Raw genomic sequence first — 20689 nt, forward strand, 5'->3', positions numbered from 1 at the left:
CAGGAGTGAACATATGGCCGAAGCCGTGATCGTCGCGGGCGCCCGTACCCCGCAGGGAAAGCTGCTGGGCGGACTGTCCGGCCTGTCCGCCGTCGACCTGGGCGCAATCGCCATCAAGGGCGCCCTTGACAAAGCGGGCGTGGCCGGCGAAGCCGTCGAGTACGTGCTCATGGGCCAGGTGCTGCAGGCCGGGTTGAGTCAGGGGCCCGGGCGCCAGGCGGCTGCCAAAGCCGGTATTCCGATGAACGTGCCCGCGGTAACCCTGAACAAACTGTGCCTCTCCGGCATCAACACGATCACGCACGCGGCGATGTTGGTGCGCGCCGGCGAATACGATGTGGTGGTCGCCGGTGGGCAGGAGTCGATGACGAATGCCCCGCACATGCTGGAGAAGTCCCGTCAGGGTTACAAATACGGCACGGTGCCGCTGCGTGACCACATGGACTACGACGGGCTGTGGGACGCCTTCACCGACCAGGCGATGGGTGCGCTGACCGAGGACGCGAACGCCGGGGACGTGGAGTTCTCCCGCCTGGCACAGGATGAGTTCGCCGCACGCTCGCATCAGCGGGCCGGTGCTGCCTGGGAGGCGGGCCGGCTGGTCGACGAGGTCGTGCCCGTGACGATCAGGACCCGCAAGGGCGAGGTCGTCGTCGACCGGGACGAGGGCGTCCGCCCGGATTCCACTGCGGAGTCCCTGGCGGGTCTGCGGCCGTCGTTCAGGCCCGACGGCACGATCACCGCGGGCAATGCGTCACCGATCTCCGACGGGGCGGCGGCCGTGGTCGTGATGAACAAGGACAAGGCAGTCGCAGCCGGTCTGCCGATCCTGGCCGAGATCCGCTCCCACGCCTGGACGGCGGGGCCGGATTCGACTCTGCAGCACCAGCCGTCGCAGGCGATCAAGCAGGCCGCGGCGCGTGAGGGCGTGGCGGCGGACTCCTTCGACCTGTACGAGATCAACGAGGCCTTCGCCCAGGTGGGACTGGCCAGTATGCAGGACCTGGGCATCGACGCCGAACGGGTCAACGTCAATGGCGGGGCGATCGCCCTGGGGCACCCGATCGGGGCCTCGGGTGCGCGCATCGTGTTGACCCTGGCCCACGAACTGAAACGCCGCGGCGGTGGCCTGGGTGTGGCGGCGCTGTGCGGTGGCGGTGGTCAGGGCGACGCGCTGGTGATCAAGGTGGAGGGCTGAGACGTGCTCCTGGCCTTTTCGGTTTCGCCCTCGGGAGGGGAAGACCCCTCGGGTAGCGGGTCGGTCCACGATGCCGTCGCCGCCGCCCTGGAGGTCGTGCGGGCCTCCGGCCTGCCCAACGAAACGTCCTCGATGTTCACTACGGTCGAAGGGGAGTGGGACGAGGTCTTCGCCGTGGTCAAGGCCGCGACGTAGGCCGTTGCCGCCTACGGTCCGCGCGTTTCCCTGGTCATGAAGGCCGATATCCGTCCCGGCCACACCGGGGAGATCACCGGCAAGGTGGAGCGGGTCGAGGCCGCGCTGGCCGAACGTCTGGACGCCCACCGGGGATGATCGGCACCTGTGGGGCCCGAGGTGAAACCCCCGGGTCCCACAGGGTAACCTAGTCCTGGACCTGCGGTTTCCGCGGGTACTTGGCCTCCGTAGCTCAGTGGATAGAGCAGTGGGTTTCTACCCCATGTGCCGCGGGTTCGAATCCTGCCGGGGGCGCAGAGGTGTATGCGGCACGGGTCGCGGCTACGGCTCGATCGGATGCCACAGATCGTCTCAGGCTATAGGATCGCAGCATGAGCTATCAGCCGGCAGCAGACCGTTATGCACACATTCCCGTCCGCCGCTCGGGCCGCAGTGGCCTGCAGTTGCCCGGCCTGTCCCTGGGGCTCTGGCAGCGCTTCGGCGATGACCGCAGCATCCAGACGCAACGGGAGATCGTGCTCGCGGCCTTCGACCGCGGTGTCTTCCATCTGGACCTGGCCAACAACTATGGCCCGCCGGCGGGTGCCGCGGAGGCGAACCTCGGCAGGATCCTCAAACAGGATCTGGCCGCGCACCGCGATGAGCTGGTGATCTCCACCAAGGCCGGCTGGACCATGGGGCCCGGCCCCTTCGGGATCGGCGGCAGCCGCAAATACCTCGTATCCAGCCTGGACCGCTCGCTCGAGCGCATGGGACTGGACGCAGTCGACATCTTCTACCATCACCGGCCCGACCCGGACACCCCGCTGGAGGAGACAGCCGCCGCGCTGGACCACATCGTGCGCTCCGGCCGCGCCCACTACGTCGGCATCTCCTCCTACTCTCCCCAGGACAGCCGCACCATGGCCGGGCTGCTGCGCGGGCTGGGCACACCCCTGACGATCCACCAGCCCTCCTATTCGATGTTCAACCGCTGGATTGAAGCCGAGGGACTGGTCGACGCGGCCGCCGATGAGGGCTTCGGCATCATCGGCTTCAGCCCGCTGGCCCAGGGCATGCTGACCGACAAGTACATCGGCGGCATCCCGGACGGCGCCCGCGCAGCCCAAGGGGGCACGCTCAACCCCGACTGGCTGACAGACGAGGTGCGCGCTCGCCTGCAGGGCCTGCACGACATCGCCGCCGGACGCGGCCAGTCACTGGCTCAACTGGCACTGTCCTGGGCACTGCGCGACCCGCGCGTGACCAGCCTGGTCGCCGGGGCCTCGAGCGTGGCCCAGCTGGAGGAGAACCTCGACGCGCTGGACCACCTCGACTTCACAGAAGCGGAACTGCGGGAGATCGACCGGTTCGCCGTCGACTGCGGGATCGACAACTGGGCCGATGCGCGCAACGGATCACCCGTGACTTTCCGGTGAGGCCGTGGTGCCCCTGATCACCGGAGCGACAGTCCTGCTTCGTCCATGGTGATCCGGGTGTCGATGCCCAGCCTGTCCAGGAAGTGCTCATCATGGCTGACGACGATGAGTCCGCCGCGATAATCGCTCAGCGCCGAGACCAGCTCATCGATACTGCGCAGGTCGAGGTTGTTGCTCGGCTCGTCCAGCACCAGCAGCCGGCAGGGCGGATCGGCCAAGAGCAAGGTCGCCAGCGCGATGCGGAAGCGCTCCCCGCCGGACAGGTCGCCGACCCGCCGTTGGACTGTGTCGCCGCGGAACAGGAAGCGCGCCAAGCCCGCACGCAGGCGGTGCTCCGTGGCCCTCGGGGCCGCAGCTCGCACGGTCTGGAGCAGGGTCGCATCATCGTCGAGATGGTCCAGGCGCTGGGGCAGGTAGCCGATCCGGTCGGTGAGGGCCTCTGCCCGGCAACCGCGCGCGGCGCCGGCCTCCCGTTCCGGGTGGACCAGCTCCTCGAGCAGCCGGGTCTTGCCGATCCCGTTGCGCCCCGTCAGCGCCACGCGTTCGGGGCCCTGCACGATGAACTCACGGCCCCGCCCATCGCGCAGGGCCGCCAGCCTGCGAGCCGCAGGCAGCTCGGGGTCGGGCAGGTCGATCGAAATACCGGAATCGCCGCGGATCCGTTGCTCCTGCTCGGCCACAACCTGCCGGGCGGCGTCGACGGAGGCGTCGTGGCGGCCCTGCAGCTTGCCGGCGGAGACCTGCGCCTCCTGCTTGCGGTTGTTCATGATCATCTTCGGCTTGCGCTTGTTTTCGAAGTCGGTTCGCGCATAGCGCCGGCGCCGGTCCAGCTTGGTCTGTGCCTGAATCCGCTGGCGCTCCTCGGTGCGCAGCCGCTGCTCGGCCGAACGCAGGGCCTGTTCGGCGGCGGCCTGTTGGACCTCCAGGTACTCCTGGTAGGCCCGGTAGGGTCCGCCGAACACCTCAAGTGCTCCGTCGCGCAGCTCCGCCGTCGAATCCATCAGATCCAACAATTCGACGTCGTGGCTGACGACGAGCGACGACCCCCGCCAGGAATCGATCGCCTCGTAGAGCAGGCTGCGGGAGGCGCGGTCCAGGTTGTTCGTCGGTTCGTCGAGCAACACGACTTCGTCGCCGGCCAGTGCCAGACCGGTCAGTGCGACCAGGACCGTCTCCCCACCGGAGAGGCTCCCGACCGGGCGGTCCAGTTCGATGTCGGTCAAACCGACGCGATCCAGCGCCGCCCTGGCACGGGCCTCGACGTCCCAGTCGTCGGCGAGAGCATCGAAATGCGCCGGGTCGACGTCTCCCGACTCGATTGCGCGCAGGGCGCTGACCCGGGATTCGATGCCCAACAGCCCGGCGACGCCGGCTCCGGCGTCCAAAACGAGGTGTTGGGGCAGATAACCGATGTGTCCGGTGACCGTGACGGAGCCGGCACTGGGCACCAGCTCGCCTGCGATGATGCGCAGCAGAGTCGTCTTGCCCGTGCCGTTGGATCCGATCAGGCCCGTGCGGCCGAGCGGGAATGTGGCGGACAGGTCACTGAACACGATGGTGCCGTCGGGCCAGGTGAAGGAAAGGTCGGCCAGCGTCACAGCCGGCTTCTGAGTGGATAGCATGAGGACTCCCGGGTTGTCAGTGCAAGCGCTGACACCGGAGCCCTCAGTGCAGGGCGATCGACGGGGTCAGCGCGGTGGGGACGCGGCCAGACGGTCGTCGATCAGCATTTTGGGGATCCTCACGTGGAAAACAGGGACGGCTCGACGATAGCAGGCGCGCGCCGGAACTTCCAGAGATCTGCGTCACCCGGGGCGACGGCCTCCGGGCAGGGAGTCAGGCGGCGATCCCGCGCAGATAGTCGGCCAGGACCTCGGCGTGATTGTGCGCGGTGTCCTTGGACGCGAACAGCAGCACGAGCGTGTGGGCGCCGGTTGTTGCGGCACGATTCACGAGCGCGGCGGGGGCGTCCGAGCCCTCCAGCTCTGCGCGGTATTCGCCTGCGAAGTCGGGGAAGTCGACGGTCCCGGCGTGGAACCGTTTCCGCAGGTCCGGGCTGGGCGCAACCTCTTTGTCCCAGGAAGCCGCGGCCAGGCGCTCCTTCTTGACTCCGCGTGGCCATAGTCGGTCCACCAGTGTCGCGTATTCGCCGGCGTCCGGCGACCAGTCGTACACACGTTCCGTCCGGATGTCCATGGCCCCAGGGTAGACCCGCGGCCGGCGTTCACGCTTGCACAGCTGCGCCACAGGCTGCACAAAGCACCCCCTTCACCCGGAACGATGTGATGGTCTCAACGCACACGACGAGGAGAACATCATGAACGTGCAGCAGCACCCGCAGTACCCGGTGAACGCCACCGCCGCGCGGCACTGGTATCAGAAGCCGGGACCCATCGGCGCCCTGGCCGCCGGCCTGGGTCTGGCCACCGGACTGGTCCTGGGGGTGCCGGCGACCTTCGGCATCGAGTCCGCGCTCGCGGTCGTGGCGGAGCAGGGGAGCACGGTCCAGCAGGCGCCGGGTTATCAGGCGGCGGCCGGAACCGGGCAACCCGGAACCGGGCGATCCGGAGTACAGGGCGCCGATGGCAGTGCCGGTCCCGGCTCGTCCGACGGCCTCGGCGATGGGGCAGGGGGCGCACGGCAGGTTCCGGGCGGACAAGACTCCGCCGGCGAAGCGGGCACCGGTACAGCTTCGGGCCAGGCAGCGGCGACCTCGGCCACCGCGAAGCAGGCGGCAGGGGTCGTCATCATCAACACGAACCTGAAGTACGAGGGCGCAGCAGGTGCGGGCACCGGCATGGTCGTCAAGTCCGACGGCACTGTGCTGACGAACAACCACGTTATCGCCGGGGCCACCTCGATCAAGGTCACCGTGCCGGCAAGTGAGAAGACGTACACGGCCACTGTGGTCGGCACACAGGCGCAGGACGACGTCGCGGTGCTCAAGCTGACCGGGGCGAAGGACCTGGCCACCGTCGCCCTCGACGAGGATCAGGAGAAGGTGGGACAGGCGATCACGGCGGTCGGCAACGCCCAGGGCAGGGGAGAGCTGGCTGCGGCCAGGGGCACCATCACCGCCCTGGACTCCACTGTGACGACCGAATCCGAGGGCACGGTCGGCTCCGAGTCACTGGACGGGATGATCGAGATCTCCGCCCGGGTGGTCTCCGGGGACTCCGGTGGGGCCCTGCTCGACGATGAGGGCGAGGTCGTCGGGATGAACACGGCGGCGTCCTCGGGCAGCAGTACGATCACCGCCTACGCCATCCCGATAGAAGACGCGATGTCGATCGCGGACAGGATCACCGCCGGGGACGAATCCGCTGGGGTGTCCCTGGGCTATCCGGCCTTCCTGGGCGTCCAGGTCGCCGCTGCAGACCAGGACTCAGCGGGGGCCGAGGGGAGTGCCGGCGGAGTCGCTTCGGGTGCGCCCGTGGCCGGTGTCATCGCCGGCACGGCCGCGGCCAAGGCCGGCCTGGAGGAGGGCGACCTGGTCACCTCGGTGGGAGGCACGAGGATTGCATCGCCCACGGCCCTGACCAAGGCGCTGTCCGGCTACGATCCCGGACAGCGGGTGAAGATCGAATGGACGGACTCCGCCGGCGCATCCCACGCCGCCACGGTCACCCTGACCCAGGGTCCGGCGTCCTGAGGGCGCCCGGCCGCTAGCGCGTGATGAAGCCGGTCACCCGTGTCACCACGTGGGCGATGGATTCCTCACAGCCGGAGTCGAGCCACCGGTAGATCAGCCAGACGGCTCCGGCGGCCACCGCCTCGACCGCCTCGACATCGGTGTGCGCGCTGGGGGTACCCAGCAGGCGCTCGACGACGAACTCGATGACCCCGCGCAGCACACGGAAACCGGCACGTGAGGGTAGGACTCGGCTGAAGAAGGCTGTGTGGATGCGCAGTCTGGTCAGTACGGTGCCCAGGTGCTCGGCGATCACAGAGTCGTCGACGGTGCCAGGGGGTGCCGGATGGATACCCGAGAAGACCTCCCGCAGCAGGTCGTCCGCAGCGGCGGCCAGGGAGGCGGGGACATCGGGGAATGCCGCATAGAACGTGGGGCGGGACACGCCTGCGCGGTTCACGATCGCGGTGATGGTCAACCTGTCGGGATCGTCCAATAGAGCCAGTTCGCGCACGGCCGTGACGATGCGCACCATGGAGTCGGGATTCCGTGGTGTCGGGTCTGCATGGGGATGCGAGCTCATGGTGTCAGCTTACGTCTGACCCCGTATACACAGGTTCCCGGCGGTGCCCCACGACGCAGGGTGAGGGTTCTGACACTACGGGTGTCGGTATAAGAATTGCCGCCTCCCACGGCGCGCCGACTGGTGGGAGACTGAGAAAACAGTCAGAGTATGAGCGTGACTACCATCGCGACGAGCGACCAACAGCTACCGACCGCACTGGGCCCTGCCCTGCGCGACCTCGTTGCCCGAGTCGGGGCGGCGCGGTTTCCCCTGGCGGCCTCCGGGGCGGAGGCGGGACGTGAACTGCAGATCAGGCTCCGGGCCCAACTCGGCGACTACCTGATTCCCAGAGCGGCCGATCCACGTGCACCGTTGCTGGTCGTCGTGGGCGGTTCGACCGGCGCAGGCAAGTCGACCCTGGTCAATTCGATCCTGCGCACGGAGGCCACCCGGGCGGGGGCACTGCGACCCACCACCACCTGGCCCGTGCTCATTCACAATCCGGCCGATGCCGACTTCTTCACCGGTAACCGCATCTTCCCCGGTCTCAAACGCATCGCAGGGGGAACTACGGCAGCCGGCAGGCCCTCGATGCAACTGGTCGAAAGCACAGAGGTCCCCGCCGGGATCGCGCTGATCGACTCGCCCGATATCGATTCGGTGGCCTCGACCAACCGCGAGGTCTCCCGTGAGCTGTTGGGAGCCGCTGACCTGTGGCTCTTCGTGACCACTTCCGCCCGGTACGCCGACGCGGCGCCGTGGGAGGTGCTCAAGGGGGCCTCGGACCGGGGGACCTCGGTTGCCGTCGTGCTCGACCGTGTCCCCGCCGATGCCAACCGCGAGGTCCGACACCATTTAGGCGGGCTGTTGCACGCCGCGGGCCTGGGCCAGGCGCCCCTGTTCACCATTCCGGAGATCGACCTGGAACACGGATTGCTGCCCGAATCGGCCGTTTACCCCGTGAAGTCCTGGCTGTTCAACCTGGCCACGGGCGACCGCGCCCGCTTGCGTGTGATCAACCGAACCCTGCTGGGGGCCCTGCACACGGTGGGTGCGCAGATCGAGACCCTGGCCGACGATGCAACCAGGCAGGAGGACGCGCACCGCGAACTCAGCGCGGCCGTCGAAGGCGCATTCGCCGGCCAGATCGACGAACTGTCCGCAGCACTGCGGCGCGGCGATGCGGTACGCGGCGAGGTCCAGGCCCGGTGGCAGGACTTCATCGGCACCGGCCAGTTCTTCAAAGGGCTCGAGCCGTCCGTCGCCCGTCTGCGTGATCGGCTGACCGCCCGGGTCGTGGGCAAACAGGACACCGCCGGCCCGCTCATCGCCTCCCTGCAGAGTTCTATCAACCAGATCATCCGACTGCACGCCGTCGAAGCGGTAGGGCGCACGGCACTGGCCTGGCAGCAGACCCCTGCCGGAACGGCCTTGCTGGACCGCAACCGGCATATGGCGGCGGTGCCGGCCAGTTTCACGGAGTCGGCCAAGGACTTCACCCGTGAGTTCGTCGGCAAGGTGTTCGCCGAGGTCTCCCAGGCATCGCAGACACGCAAGGCGAAGGCCCGTATCCTCTCCTTCGGAGTCGAGGCGGTGGGCGCCGTCGTGCTCATCTCGCTGGTCAGCGGGGTAGATGTGCAGACCCCGGGGCGTGCCAGGGTCGTCGCGAATACCGCCGAGGTCGCCGAGCACCTGCTCGACACGATCTTCGGCCCCGATGTCGTCTCCGGCCTGCTCGGCGGGCTGCGCACGGACCTGGAGGCCGGGACCGGTGAGCTGCTGCGCAGCTGCCGGCGTCCTTTCGAACAAGCCCTGACGGTGGCCGAGGTCCCGGCCAGGCAGGGACGCGGACTGCGCTCGGCGAGCGCCCGATTGGAGGAACTGCTGTGAGTGAGCCGGGCATCAAGGAGCAGATCGCTCATTATGCACAGGGCATCAGGCAGGCCCTGACCCTGCCCGCGGGGCACCTGAGCCCGGAGACTGTTGCGGAGGCCCGCAGCGTGCTCAAGAAGTCCAGTGCCCGGATGGGCATGGGGGAGGACTACACGGTCGTGGCCTTCGCCGGTTCGACCGGTTCTGGCAAGTCATCGCTGTTCAACGCGGTGTCCGGTCTGGAGCTGGCCCGCGTCGGGGTGCGCCGCCCCACCACCTCGAAGCCCACTGCCTGTGTCTGGGGCGATGGCGCGCAGGACCTGTTGGATTGGCTGGAGGTTCCCCAGGAGAACCGGACATGGCGCGAATCCGCGCTCGACGGCGACGACGAGCGGGCCCTGCACGGCCTGGTCCTGCTTGACCTGCCGGATCACGATTCGACCGCGGTGGAACACCGGGAGGAGTCGGACCGGATGGTCGGCCTGGTCGACGTGCTGGTCTGGGTCGTCGACCCCCAGAAGTATGCAGACTTCGCCCTGCACTCGCGGTATCTCTCGCAGATGAGCGAACAGGACTCCTCAATGGTCGTGGTGCTCAACCAGGTCGATCGTCTGGCACCGGAGGACCGGGAGATCGCGGCCACCCATTTGCGCAGCCTGCTGACCAATGACGGGCTGGATCAGACCGATGTCCTCCTGGCCTCGGCGAAGTCCCGCGAGGGGGTCAAGGAGATCCGCGAGCGCCTGGTCCGTCGGGTGTCGGAGCGGGCCGCGGCCTCCCAGCGTCTGGTCGCCGATCTGCGGACGGTGGCCAGACGGATCCAGTCCGAGCTGGGCGAGCCGGTCGCCGATCCGCAGGCGCTGCCGGGTGCGGCCCGGTTGGTCTCTGCGATGACCGATGCTGCGGGCGTCGACGCACTGGGCCAGACGGTGCACGACGACTACACTCGCAGGTCCTACCAGGCGACAGGATATCCGCCACTGGTCTGGATGCAGCGGGGCAAGGCCGACCCGTTGGGATCGCGGCACGGGGCCAACCGTGCAGCGTTGATCAGGGCCTCGGTGCCTGCGACCACTCCGACGCAGAGCGCGCAGGTGGGTCTGGCCGCGCACGAAGTCGTTGCCGAGGCCGCGGCGAGCCTGCCGTCGAGTTGGCGTTCCGCGGTGTCCGAAGCCGAACGGAGCACCGCCAGTGAGCTGACCGATTCGCTCGACCAGGCGGTCACCGGAGTGCAGATCACCACAACGCCCCCGGGGTGGTGGGCCACTGCACGCTTCTTCCAGTGGCTGTTCTTCATCTTGACCCTGGTGGGCCTCATCGGCACAGTCGCCGCGATCGTCCTGGCGGTTGTGGGAACGACCGGTGTGTCATGGCCTGTGTGGATTGCGGGCCCCGTGGCCCTGTTGGTGGGCCTCATCGGGTCCCTAGTGACCTCGCGCAGCGCCAAGGGCGGGCGCGACCGTGGGGCCGATGAGGCCGAGGCCCGGGTCCACCGTGACCTCGAACAGGCCGTGCTCGCGGCGGCAGCCGGATCGTATCTGGCCCCGGTGACCGAGGTGCTGGCCGAGCACAAGGCCGTCTTCGACTCCCTGCGCTAGGCGCCCGACATCCGGCGATCGGGCGTCGCGCGCCTGTGGACCGACCGGGGACCGGCGCGTCCGCTGCCTGGGGACACGTCGACGGTGTCCACAGGCACACGTGTCTCCCTTGTGCCCGAGGTCCCGTGCCGGGTTCGCTGGTGGTGTTCACGAATACCTGTGGGAGGCAGTGATGAACACCAAGATGCTCAACCATTTCATCGGACACGTGGGCGGCCCGCCCACCGCGGGACAGGACAGGGAGGACCGGCCCTGGGTCCGGTTCCGCCTGGCGGTCGGCCACAGTTGGTTCGATCGCGAATCAGGACAGTGGAAGAACAGTGATCCGACCTGGTTCGACGTCAGCTGCAACGGGATGCTGGCGGACAACGTCAGGAAGTCGATCGACAAGGGAGACCCGGTCATCGTGCTGGGCAGGGTGACGGATCGCGAATGGAAGGATGCCGCGGGCAATGTCCGTAACAGCCTCGTCATCATCGCCGAGGCCGTCGGTCTGAATCTGCAATTCGGCAGGGGCGCGATCACCACCCGGTCCAAGCAGCAGCGCGGGGAGGAGGAACGCGACGCCCGCCTCGAGGCGGACACCGCACCGGGGTCGGACGGGCAGGACACCAATGCCTGGAGCATGAGACCGCCCCCGGACCAGGCCGAACAGCGTGCGGACTCGGAGCCGGCGGGCTTCGGCGCCGGACAGACCGGGTCCTACACCCAAGCCGTCGGTGCCGCGACGACGCCCCGCACCACCGTGAGCACTCACGTGGATGCCGCAGTCGGCGATGACGACGCGCCCTTCTGAGGTGCCGCCGCCGTGGCGGCAAGCGGCGGCACCGGGATAGAGTGGGGCCTGTGAGAGCCCACATCCAGTCCCGTGTCGTCGCCGTCCTCGGTGGCAGTGCCATGGTGCTCGCCCTGAGCGCCTGCAGCCTGTTCGGTCCTTCGGGCAGTGCTCCCGCCGATGATCCCACGCCGGGGAAGAAGCAGACTCCCGCGGATGTGCAGAAGGTGATCAAGACCCTGAAGCCACTGGCGCAGAAGGACAAGGCGCCCAGCGCCAAGGACTTCTTCCAGACGATGACCGCCGCGGGCTACAAGAAGTCCGCGCTGGAGGCCACCATCGATGCCACGCCCCTGGATACGGGGATTCCGGCCAAGATGTTCGGCGTCCGGGTGTCCGGCGGCTGCGTGATCGGCGAGATCCGCGGCGGCAAGGTCGAGGCTAAGAAGGTCCCGCGGACCAAGAGTACGGGAACCTGCCTGGTGGGCGATGTGCAACGGCCGGCGGGAGTCGCCACGCCTTCGGGGGAGCCCCGGGGTTCCGAGCAGACTGGCCCGGACGAACTGCTGCCCGGTGACGGCTGAGTCGGTCGAACAGGTCCTACGCAGTGTAAACGGTGCCGGGACTGGCCCGGGTGTGGGCTGACCGGATAGGCTAAGGGCACTATGCCAGAGTTCATTTACACCATGTACAAGGCGCGCAAGGCGCACGGTGACAAGGTCATCCTCGACGATGTGTCGATGTCGTTCTACCCCGGTGCCAAGATCGGCATGGTCGGTCCCAACGGCGCGGGTAAGTCGACGATCCTCAAGATCATGGCGGGCCTCGACCAGCCGTCGAACGGCGAGGCCAAGCTGGCCCCCGGCTTCACGGTGGGCATCCTGCTGCAGGAACCGCCGCTGAACGACGACAAGACCGTCCTGGGTAATGTCGAGGAGGGCGTTGGTGAGATCAAGGCCAAGCTCGACCGCTACAACGAGATCTCCGAGGAGATGGCCAACCCCGACGCGGACTTCGACGCGCTGATGGAGGAGATGGGCAAACTCCAGGAGGCCATCGACGCCGCCGACGCCTGGGACCTGGACTCCCAGCTGGAACAGGCGATGGACGCCCTGCGCTGCCCACCGCCGGAAACCGACGTCAAGGTCCTCTCCGGTGGTGAACGCCGCCGCGTCGCCCTGTGCAAGCTGCTGCTGGAGAAGCCCGATCTGCTGTTGCTCGACGAGCCGACCAACCACCTGGACGCGGAATCGGTGCTGTGGCTCGAGCAGCACCTGCACTCCTACCCCGGCGCCGTCATCGCCGTGACCCACGATAGGTACTTCCTCGACCACGTGGCCGAATGGATCGCGGAGGTCGACCGCGGTCACCTGTATCCCTATGAGGGCAACTACTCGACCTATCTGGAGAAGAAGGAAGAGCGCCTCCAGGTGCAGGGCAAGAAGGACGCCAAAATGGCCAAGCGGCTCAAGGAGGAACTCGATTGGGTTCGTTCCAACGCCAAGGCCAGGCAGACGAAGTCCAAGGCCCGTCTGAACCGCTATGAGGAAATGGCGGCTGAGGCGGAGAAGACCCGCAAGCTGGACTTCGAGGAGATCCAGATCCCGCCGGGCCCGCGGCTGGGCAATGTCGTCATCGAGGCGAAGAACCTGGTCAAGGGCTTCGACGGGCGCACCCTGATCGACGGACTGTCGTTCGATCTGCCGCGCAACGGCATCGTCGGCGTGATCGGTCCCAACGGCGTGGGCAAGTCGACTCTGTTCAAGACGATCGTGGGTCTCGAACCGATCGATGGTGGAGAACTCAAGGTCGGCGAAACGGTCAAGATCAGCTATGTCGACCAGAACCGCGGTGGAATCGATCCGGAGAAGTCGCTGTGGGAGGTCGTCTCCGACGGACTGGACTACATCCAGGTCGGCAATGTCGAAATGCCCTCACGGGCCTATGTCTCGGCGTTCGGCTTCAAGGGTCCTGACCAGCAGAAGAAGGCCGGAGTTCTCTCCGGCGGTGAGCGCAACCGGCTGAACCTGGCGCTGACCCTCAAGCAGGGCGGTAACCTGCTGCTGCTCGATGAGCCCACCAACGACTTGGACGTGGAGACGCTCAGCTCGCTCGAGGACGCCCTGCTGGCCTTCCCCGGTTGCGCTGTGGTGGTATCCCACGACCGGTGGTTCCTCGACCGTATCGCCACCCACATCCTGGCGTGGGAGGGCACGGAGGAAGACCCCGCCCAGTGGTACTGGTACGAGGGCAACTTCGAAGGCTACGAGAAGAACAAGGTCGAGCGCCTGGGCGAGGACGCCGCGCGGCCCCACCGGGTGACGCACCGTCGTCTGACCCGCGGCTGACACCGGCCGGGTACCGGGGCCGGAGGTCCGGGGTGAAAGAATGAGCCAATGAGTTTCGAATTGGTCAACCCCCTGATCTCCGGCCCCTTCACGCGTGTGCTCATCGAGTTGCGCTGGGGCGATATGGACGCCTATGGGCACGTCAACAACGTCACCCAGCTGAAAATCCTGGAAGAGGCACGTGTGCGTGCCTTCGGTTCCCCCACCGCCGCGCGCGATGTCCAGCCGGTGGCCGGTCCCGCCGGTGCTGCTCGGCAGGTGTTCGGCACGGCCCTGCCACAGGTGTTCCGGGCCGCCAGCGACGGCGCCGACATCCTGGTCTCGAGCCATGCGATTGAATATCGCACGCCGGTGCCTTACCGTGAGGGCCCCATCGCCGTGGACCTGGTGCTGGCGAAGGTCTCGCCGGTGCTCATCACCGTGGGCTACGTGATCGGAGAACCCGACGGCTCGGCCCAGTACTCGGTGGCCGAGACCGACGTCGTCTTCGTCGACTCCATCACCCACCGGGCGCGCCGGCTCAGCGAGCACGAATACGCGGAGCTGAGCGGGGCAGTGGTCGGCCCGATCCGGATGAAGAGGCGCAAGTGACGTCCCTGCATCCGGCCGATTCGGGAGCGCTGGCCGACTGGCAGTTGTTCACCGCCCGCCTGCTGCGGGCCGATCCGGACGCCGCCGTGCGCTTGAGCGTGGGCGGCGATGTGCTGGTGCTCACTACAGCTCCCCTGTATCCGGCCGGCTTGGGCGACACGATGCCCCTGGTGCTGGCGATGCGGATGCTGCGATTGAGTGACTCCGGGCTGGACGGGCTGGACCGGGTGGTGCCGGCTCGCGCGCTCGGCGACAGGTTCGCCCGAGCGGAAACCACCGGCGACGCCCGTCTGCCCCTGCCTCCGACCGAGGTGCCCGTCGCCTGGACGGCTCGCACCCCGCCCCGGACCGGCTGGACCAACGTGGGCGAGGTCCCGGCCGCGAACCTGGTCGAGGTTGCCCGCGCCGGAATCGCCGAGGTCGCCCAGGGCAGCCCCTCCGGTTCCGGTGGGCATGCGGTGAGCAGGCTGCGCCGCCTGGTGTGGAGCCGGGAGGTCGAACTCGAGCCGGGCGCCCCGGCCGCTGCAATGGGGCCCGAGCGCCTGCCATCCGTACCCGCAGGAATGGCCTACGCCGGTGAGGTCCTGGGGTTCTTACCGCATGGACCCGTGCTCGAAGACTCCGGGGTCACGGTGTTCCGGGTCTCCGGCTGGTTGCGCCTGACGACTCGCGGCGGCCATCTGCTGACGCCCCTGCGCAGCCTCTAGGAGCGGTCGTTGGAACCCGGGGTCCGATCCCGGGCGCCGGGCTCTTCGAAGCTGTTGATCATGGCAGTCGCCGCACGGTTGAAGTAGTCCCACATCGCAGCGTCGTACATGGGTGCCAGTTCCAGTGTGTCGAGTGCTGCGCGCATATGGGCCAGCCAGTGTTCGCGCCCGCGGGGAGTGACGGTGAAGGGCATGTGGCGCATCCGCAGACGGGGGTGCCCGCGTTCCTGCGAATAGGTGGTGGGCCCACCGAAGTACTGTTCGAGGAAACCCTGCAGCCGGTGCTTGGCGCCGACGAGTTCCCGGCCGTCTGGATACATGGCGATCAGGTAGGGGTCATCGGCGACCCCGGCGTAGAAGGCGTCGACCAGCTTCGTGAAAGTGGGGTGCCCGCCGACCAGGGCGAACATGCTCTGGGGCGCTTCGGCAGCGTCCTGTGTTGTCATCGGAGTTCCGTCATTTGCGCGCATCGTCCTTCCCAGACACCGTCTCGACCTCGGTCGACTCTACCGCACCGGCGCCCAGTGGCCCCATGGAGCGCAGCACCGTCTGCATCTCGAAGGGCACGGCCAGGTCCCGTCGCGAAAGCTGGTGGCGGAAGTTCTTGCGGAACTCGCGTGAGACGGAGCCGTTCTGCCCCGGTCGCGTCTTGATTGTGACCCGGACCGTCACCGCCTCGCCGGTCATCTGCTGGACGCCCAGGACCTCTGGGTCCTCCAACAACGACTTCTTCAGCTCCGGCTGTGCCTGCAGATGGGTGATCGTATCGGCGATCACAGCGTTGATCGCGTCATCGTCCGCCTCATAGGGGAAGGGCAGATCGAGCACAGCCACGGACCATCCCTGGGAGGAATTCCCCACCTTGAAGATCTCGCCGTTGCGGATATGCCACAGGGTGCCGTCCATGGCCCGGATCTTCGTGATCCGCAGACCGACCTCTTCGACGCTGCCCTGGACTTCGCCCAGGTCCACTGAGTCGCCGATGCCGAACTGGTCCTCGATGACGATGAAGAAGCCGGACAGATAGTCCTTGACCAGGGTCTGGGCCCCGAAGCCCAGGGCGATGCCCACGATCCCGGCCGATGCCAGCACCGGCGCCAGATTGAAGCCCAATTCGGTCAACACCATCATGCCCGTGATGACGGCCACGACAATGGCGGTCAGGGACTGCAACAGTGAACCGACTGTGCGCGCCCGCTGGGCCCGCCTGGCCCTGGTCATCGGGTCCTGTCCGAACATCTCAACGGAACGCGATGACTTGCCCATGCGCAGCCGGCCGTCCGCGCCGGCTGCGATCGACCGAGTGAAGCGGCGGATGATGAGCCGCAGGATCAGCGCGATCAGCAGGGCGACGAGGATGATCACGGCGATCTTCAACGGTGTGCCCAGCCAGAATGCGTAGTCGAAGTCACGCGCCTTCTGCACCGTCTCGTCGACCGTGCGCTCGAAACCGGTTGACGTGGGCGTCGGGGTGGGTGAGGTCGTCCCGTCCGCAGGCCCGGGGGAGACCGAGGAAGGGGACGGGGTGGACTGAGCGAAGACGGACTGAGCGTTCATATGCACTCCAGGCTAGTGGAGGCCGCTGAACGGTTCCCAGGACCCCGCTGAGTTCCTCCCGAAAATCCGATACCGAAACGTTATAAAGTCAGATGGTCGCATAGGCGGCCGCAGACACGGTCGGCCGGAAGCGCCGCCGGCCCCGACCCCTCTGGAGGGTCGGGGCCGGCGGACGGTCGGCAGGCCGCTGTCGCGCATGCCGGGCGGATGAGCCGCCTATTCGGCTGTGCGCACCCGCAGGGTCCGCTCCGCGGAGTCCAGGTTCTCCCTCATCAGGCGGACCAGGCCCTTGTGGGCCTCGGCGTGCCCGTCCAGCCAGCTGCGGGTCGCCTCGACGGTGGCAGCCGAAGCCGGCGGGTACAGGCCCAGGGTCAGGGTCTGGGCGATCTCCAGGGTGCGGTCGGCCCAGACCGATTCGATCCGCTCGAAGTAGGCAGAGCGGAAGTCGCCCAGTCCCTCACCCGCTGCGATGAGCGAGCCATCCGGATTCTCGATCCCGTGGCCGAATCCGCGGGTGATGGCGTCGACCATCGTATTGGGCACCGAGGTGTCGGTGAGGAGTCGCACGAAGGTAGCAGTCTTGACCGCGGAATCGGCGCGCGCGGCCTTGGCCGTGCCCGCCGCGTAATGTCCGTCTGCGGTGTTGTCGGCGGCCAACCAGCCATCGATGGCAGCATCGTCGAGGCGGCCGGCGGCTGCCAGCGCGATGATGATCTCCCAGCGCAGATCGGTATCCACGCTCAGCCCCGGTCCCGGCTCGGTGGTGCCGGCCAGAATCGCCTCGAGGGTGTCGAGCTGTTCGGCGCTCGCGGCGTGCTTGACGAAGGCCTGGAACAGCTGGAACTGCTGATCGGAGTTCGCCGGCGCCTGCTGGACCATCGTCCACAGGGCTGCTGCGGCCTCGGTCCGGCCGGCCGGCCTGTCGGCGGGGGCGGTGTAGGCGCCCAGGGCCGTGGCCAGATTGCGCATCTGCACATTGAGCGCGGTCGAATGGACGACCGATGGCAGGTGCTTCTCCAGGGCGTGCACATAGGCTGCCGGGGCCAGTTCGCCGTCGCGCACCATGTCCCACAGGGTCGTCAACGCCACAGTCTGCGTGAGCACATCGGAGAAGCCGTCCAGATGCTCCAGCACGACCTGCAACGACTCCGGATCGAATCGGACCTTGGCGTAGGTAAGATCCTGATCGTTGACGACGATGACCGCGGGGCGCTGCGCGGGCACGGGCAGTTCGACCGATGCGCCGTCCAGATCGAGCTCGTGCAACGCCGTGCGTTCGAGCTGCCCGCCGACCAGATCGTAGTAGCCCACGGCCAGGCGGTGCGGGCGCAGCGAGGGCACGGGCCGGCCGGCGAGCGCAAAGGGCTCCTGCAGCAGGGCGATGCGCTCCACCGTGCCGTCGGAACCGGATTCGACGATCGGCCGGATCAGGTTCACCCCCGATTCCTGCAGCCACAGCTTCGTCCAGGCGTCGACGTCGCGGCCGGAGGCCACCGCCAGTTCGGCCAGCAGATCGGCCAGGGTCGCGTTGGACCACGAGTGCTTGTCGAAGTACGCCTTGATGCCGGTGAAGAACTGCTCGCGGCCGACCCAGGCGACCAGCTGTTTGAGCACGGATGCGCCCTTGGCATAGGTGATGCCGTCGAAGTTGACCTCGACATCGGCCAGATCCTCGATCGGGGCGACGATCGGGTGGGTGCTGGGCAGCTGGTCCTGGCGGTAGGCCCAGGCCTTCTCCAGGGAGGCGAAGGTGGTCCAGCCCTCGGTGAACTCGGTGGCTTCGGCGGTCGCCAGGGTGGACATGAATTCGGCGAAGGACTCATTGAGCCACAGGTCGTTCCACCACTTCATGGTGACCAGATCGCCGAACCACATATGGGCGAGTTCGTGCAGGATCGTCACCACGCGACGCTCCACCGTGGCGCCGGTGGGCCGGGAACGGAATACGTACTTCTCCACGAAGGTCACCGCGCCGGCGTTCTCCATTGCGCCTGCGTTGAACTCCGGGACGAACAGCTGGTCGTACTTCTCGAAGGGATACGGAGTGTCGAACAGGTCCTCGTAGAAGGCGAAGCCGGCGCGGGTGACGTCGAAGATGTTGTCGGCATCGATGTAGTCGAACAGCGAGGCACGGGTATAGACACCCAGCGGCACGGCCTCGCCGTCGGCCGACTGCAGCGAGGAGTGCACCGACTTGTAGGGCCCGGCGACGATCGCGGTGATGTAGCTGGCGATCCGCGGGGTGGGGGCGAAGCGCCAGACCGCCATGGCCTCGGCGGAGTCCTCGGGCATGTCCCGGGGCGCGCTTGCCAGACCGCCGAGCACATCGTCCACGGAGTCGGTGGGTGCGGGGGTGGGGGAGTTGGAGACCACGGCCCACCGGGCCGGCGCGACGATCGTGAAGGCGAAGGTGGCCTTGAGGTCGGGCTGTTCGAACACGGAGAAGACGCGGCGCGAATCGGGGACCTCGAACTGGGAGTACAGGTAGGTTTCGCCGTCGGCCGGATCGACGAAGCGGTGCAGGCCCTCGCCGGTGTTCATGTAGAAGAACTCGGCGTCGACGACCAGCTCGTTGCGCTCCTGAAGTTCCGGCAGGCGGATGCGTCCGGGGCCCACGTACTTGGCCGGGTCCAGGATTTCGCCGTTGAGCCGCAGCTCGTGAACCGAGGAGGTGATCGCATCGATGAACGTCTGCGTGCCCGCTTCTGCGGTGAAGGCCACCACCGTGCGGCTGCGGAAGGTCGGTCCCTTTCCGGTGAGCACCAGGGTGACGTCATAGGAGTCGACTCGCAGGGCCGCCGCGCGTGCGGCGGCCTCCAGCCGGGTCAGATTGTGCTGGGCCATTGGTCCTTCTTCCCTCTTGCAATGTCCGTGTGACTTGCAAGTATTCTTTCATGTGAGGCCCGGGCAGCCACCGGGCACCGTCGATTCCTCGGAGGATGATATGGCCACGCAAACCCTAGATTTCTGGTTCGATCCGAGCTGCCCCTGGGCCTGGATGGCATCGCGCTGGGCGCTGGAGGTCCAGCGGGTCCGCGACGTCGAGGTCGAATTCCATGTGATGAGCCTGGCAGTGCTCAACGAGGGCCGGGAGGAGCTGCCGGAGGACTACAAAGCCGCCATGCAGCGGGCCTGGGGCCCCGTGCGGGTGATCATCGCTGCGGCCGCCGGTCACGGCAAGCAGGTCATCGAACCGCTGTACACGGCCATGGGCACTCGCATTCACCCGGGCGGCAACAAGGACTATCCGCAGGTCATCGCCGAGTCCCTGGCCGAGGTCGGGCTGCCGGCGGAACTGGCACAGGCCGCTGATTCGACTGAGTGGGACGATGCGCTGCGGGCCTCCCATCAGGAGGGGATCTCCAAGGTCGGCGAGGACGTGGGCACTCCGGTCGTGGCCGTGGGCGATGTCGCCTTCTTCGGTCCCGTCGTCACCCCCGCTCCCAAGGGCGAGGCCGCGGGTAAACTGTTCGACGGCCTCGTCCTCGTGGCCGGCACCCCCGGGTTCTTCGAACTGAAGCGCACCCGGACATCCGGCCCGATCTTCGACTGAACACCCTACGACTAGGAGTCTGACAGTGCGCGTGCACCTGGGAACCGATCATGCCGGTTTCGAATTCAAGGAAATCCTCAAGCAGCATCTGAGTGAAGCCGGCTTCGAGGTCGTGGACCACGGAGCGCTGGAATACGATGCGCTCGACGACTACCCGTCCTTCTGCATCGCAGCGGCCGAGGCGACGGTCGCCGACCGCGCGGAGGGCCTCGACTCGCTCGGCGTGGTCGTCGGTGGTTCGGGCAATGGCGAGCAGATCTCGGCGAACAAGGTCAAGGGCGCCCGCTGCGCCCTGGCCTGGAACATCGACACAGCCCAGCTGGCCAGGCAGCACAACGATGCATGGATCGTGTCCATCGGCGCCCGGCAGCATCCGCAGGACGAGGCTCTGGCGATCGTCGACGCCTTCCTGGCCGAACCATTCTCCGGTGATGAACGTCACGCCCGCCGAATCGCGAAGATCGGCGCGTACGAAGAGAAGTGATGCGCTGAGCCGGGGTGACTGCCCCCGGCACACGAACAGGGCCCCGGAGTTCAACTCCGGGGCCCTGTTCATTCGGTCGGGACGACAGGATTTGAACCTGCGACATCCTGCTCCCAAAGCAGGCGCGCTACCAAGCTGCGCCACGTCCCGTGACCGTGATCGAGTATATGTCATCACCGGTGGGGCGCCTAATCCCC

18 protein-coding genes, 2 tRNA genes and 1 pseudogene are annotated in these 20689 nt (G+C 67.5%); 14 read left to right on the forward strand and 7 right to left on the reverse strand.

All coding sequences use genetic code 11. From position 1 onward, the window contains the following. Positions 1-13 precede the first annotated feature (13 nt). The 4 genes and pseudogenes from NQ034_RS04510 to NQ034_RS04525 all read left to right on the forward strand — a co-directional run bounded on the left by NQ034_RS04510 (position 14) and on the right by NQ034_RS04525 (position 2811). Positions 14-1198 carry an acetyl-CoA C-acetyltransferase gene (locus NQ034_RS04510; protein WP_257047253.1) on the forward strand — a complete coding sequence of 395 codons (1185 nt, stop codon included), beginning with the start codon at positions 14-16 and terminating at the stop codon, positions 1196-1198. Between the two features lie 3 nt (positions 1199-1201). Beyond that, positions 1202-1531: pseudogene (locus tag NQ034_RS04515) on the forward strand (thiamine-binding protein). Positions 1532-1614: 83 nt separating this feature from the next. Next, positions 1615-1687 (forward strand) — tRNA-Arg (locus NQ034_RS04520). Positions 1688-1764: 77 nt separating this feature from the next. Beyond that, positions 1765-2811: an aldo/keto reductase gene (locus tag NQ034_RS04525; RefSeq protein ID WP_257047254.1), complete on the forward strand. Its 1047-nt coding sequence runs from the start codon at positions 1765-1767 to the stop codon at positions 2809-2811. 17 nt (positions 2812-2828) lie between these two features. Here the strand turns inward: NQ034_RS04525 and NQ034_RS04530 are convergent, their stop codons facing one another. Together NQ034_RS04530 and NQ034_RS04535 are read right to left on the reverse strand one after the other, a co-directional pair. After that, positions 2829-4433, reverse strand: a complete 1605-nt coding sequence (locus tag NQ034_RS04530) for an ABC-F family ATP-binding cassette domain-containing protein (RefSeq protein ID WP_257047256.1) — start codon at positions 4431-4433, stop codon at positions 2829-2831. A gap of 214 nt (positions 4434-4647) precedes the next feature. Further along, positions 4648-5007: a DUF488 domain-containing protein gene (locus NQ034_RS04535; protein ID WP_257047258.1), complete on the reverse strand. Its 360-nt coding sequence runs from the start codon at positions 5005-5007 to the stop codon at positions 4648-4650. A 121-nt stretch (positions 5008-5128) separates the two neighbouring features. Here NQ034_RS04535 and NQ034_RS04540 point away from each other — a divergent pair, with 121 nt between their 5' ends. Further along, positions 5129-6463, forward strand: a complete 1335-nt coding sequence (locus NQ034_RS04540) for a S1C family serine protease (RefSeq protein WP_257047259.1) — start codon at positions 5129-5131, stop codon at positions 6461-6463. 13 nt (positions 6464-6476) lie between these two features. On the opposite strand, the gene NQ034_RS04545 is transcribed toward NQ034_RS04540, so the two are convergent. Continuing rightward, entirely contained in the window at positions 6477-7025 is a 549-nt protein-coding gene (locus tag NQ034_RS04545) for a TetR/AcrR family transcriptional regulator (protein WP_257047260.1), read from the reverse strand. A 150-nt stretch (positions 7026-7175) separates the two neighbouring features. On the opposite strand from NQ034_RS04545, the gene NQ034_RS04550 reads away from it, so the two are divergent. From NQ034_RS04550 to NQ034_RS04580, 7 genes are all read left to right on the forward strand, one after another. Continuing rightward, positions 7176-8897 carry a P-loop NTPase family protein gene (locus tag NQ034_RS04550; protein WP_257047261.1) on the forward strand — a complete coding sequence of 574 codons (1722 nt, stop codon included), beginning with the start codon at positions 7176-7178 and terminating at the stop codon, positions 8895-8897. Next, positions 8894-10477 (forward strand): GTPase, encoded by a 1584-nt coding sequence (locus tag NQ034_RS04555; protein WP_257047265.1) that lies wholly within the window; start codon positions 8894-8896, stop codon positions 10475-10477. Before NQ034_RS04550 ends, NQ034_RS04555 begins: the two co-directional genes overlap by 4 nt. Before the next feature lie 172 nt (positions 10478-10649). Further along, positions 10650-11273, forward strand: a complete 624-nt coding sequence (locus NQ034_RS04560) for a single-stranded DNA-binding protein (RefSeq protein ID WP_257047267.1) — start codon at positions 10650-10652, stop codon at positions 11271-11273. Between the two features lie 50 nt (positions 11274-11323). Then, positions 11324-11836: a DUF6993 domain-containing protein gene (locus NQ034_RS04565; RefSeq protein WP_257047269.1), complete on the forward strand. Its 513-nt coding sequence runs from the start codon at positions 11324-11326 to the stop codon at positions 11834-11836. Between the two features lie 81 nt (positions 11837-11917). Then, complete coding sequence (gene ettA, locus NQ034_RS04570) at positions 11918-13600, forward strand: energy-dependent translational throttle protein EttA (RefSeq protein WP_257047271.1); 1683 nt, start codon at positions 11918-11920, stop codon at positions 13598-13600. 48 nt (positions 13601-13648) lie between these two features. Continuing rightward, the gene (locus NQ034_RS04575) at positions 13649-14191 is read left to right on the forward strand and encodes an acyl-CoA thioesterase (protein WP_257047272.1); all 543 of its coding nucleotides are present in this window, start codon (positions 13649-13651) and stop codon (positions 14189-14191) included. After that, on the forward strand, positions 14188-14898 hold the full coding sequence (locus tag NQ034_RS04580) for a DUF8185 domain-containing protein (RefSeq protein ID WP_257047273.1): 711 nt from the start codon (positions 14188-14190) through the stop codon (positions 14896-14898). Before NQ034_RS04575 ends, NQ034_RS04580 begins: the two co-directional genes overlap by 4 nt. Here the strand turns inward: NQ034_RS04580 and NQ034_RS04585 are convergent. The 3 genes from NQ034_RS04585 to pepN form a co-directional block, all read right to left on the reverse strand. Continuing rightward, on the reverse strand, positions 14895-15344 hold the full coding sequence (locus NQ034_RS04585; RefSeq protein ID WP_257047275.1) for a globin: 450 nt from the start codon (positions 15342-15344) through the stop codon (positions 14895-14897). The two genes, NQ034_RS04580 and NQ034_RS04585, sit on opposite strands and share 4 nt — an antisense overlap. A gap of 10 nt (positions 15345-15354) precedes the next feature. Continuing rightward, positions 15355-16455 carry a mechanosensitive ion channel family protein gene (locus tag NQ034_RS04590; protein WP_257047276.1) on the reverse strand — a complete coding sequence of 367 codons (1101 nt, stop codon included), beginning with the start codon at positions 16453-16455 and terminating at the stop codon, positions 15355-15357. A gap of 216 nt (positions 16456-16671) precedes the next feature. Further along, entirely contained in the window at positions 16672-19299 is a 2628-nt protein-coding gene (gene pepN / locus NQ034_RS04595) for an aminopeptidase N (RefSeq protein WP_257047277.1), read from the reverse strand. Between the two features lie 100 nt (positions 19300-19399). Between pepN and NQ034_RS04600 the strand changes: the two genes are divergently transcribed. Beyond that, positions 19400-20008, forward strand: coding sequence for a mycothiol-dependent nitroreductase Rv2466c family protein (locus tag NQ034_RS04600; RefSeq protein WP_257047278.1), 609 nt, complete (start codon positions 19400-19402; stop codon positions 20006-20008). Between the two features lie 25 nt (positions 20009-20033). Continuing rightward, complete coding sequence (locus tag NQ034_RS04605; RefSeq protein ID WP_257047279.1) at positions 20034-20492, forward strand: ribose-5-phosphate isomerase; 459 nt, start codon at positions 20034-20036, stop codon at positions 20490-20492. Between the two features lie 76 nt (positions 20493-20568). On the opposite strand, the gene NQ034_RS04610 is transcribed toward NQ034_RS04605, so the two are convergent. Beyond that, positions 20569-20642, reverse strand: a tRNA-Pro gene (locus NQ034_RS04610). Positions 20643-20689 lie beyond the last annotated feature (47 nt).

Origin of the sequence: Brevibacterium moorei, from assembly GCF_024580735.1 — a bacterium.
GTDB lineage: Bacteria > Actinomycetota > Actinomycetes > Actinomycetales > Brevibacteriaceae > Brevibacterium > Brevibacterium moorei.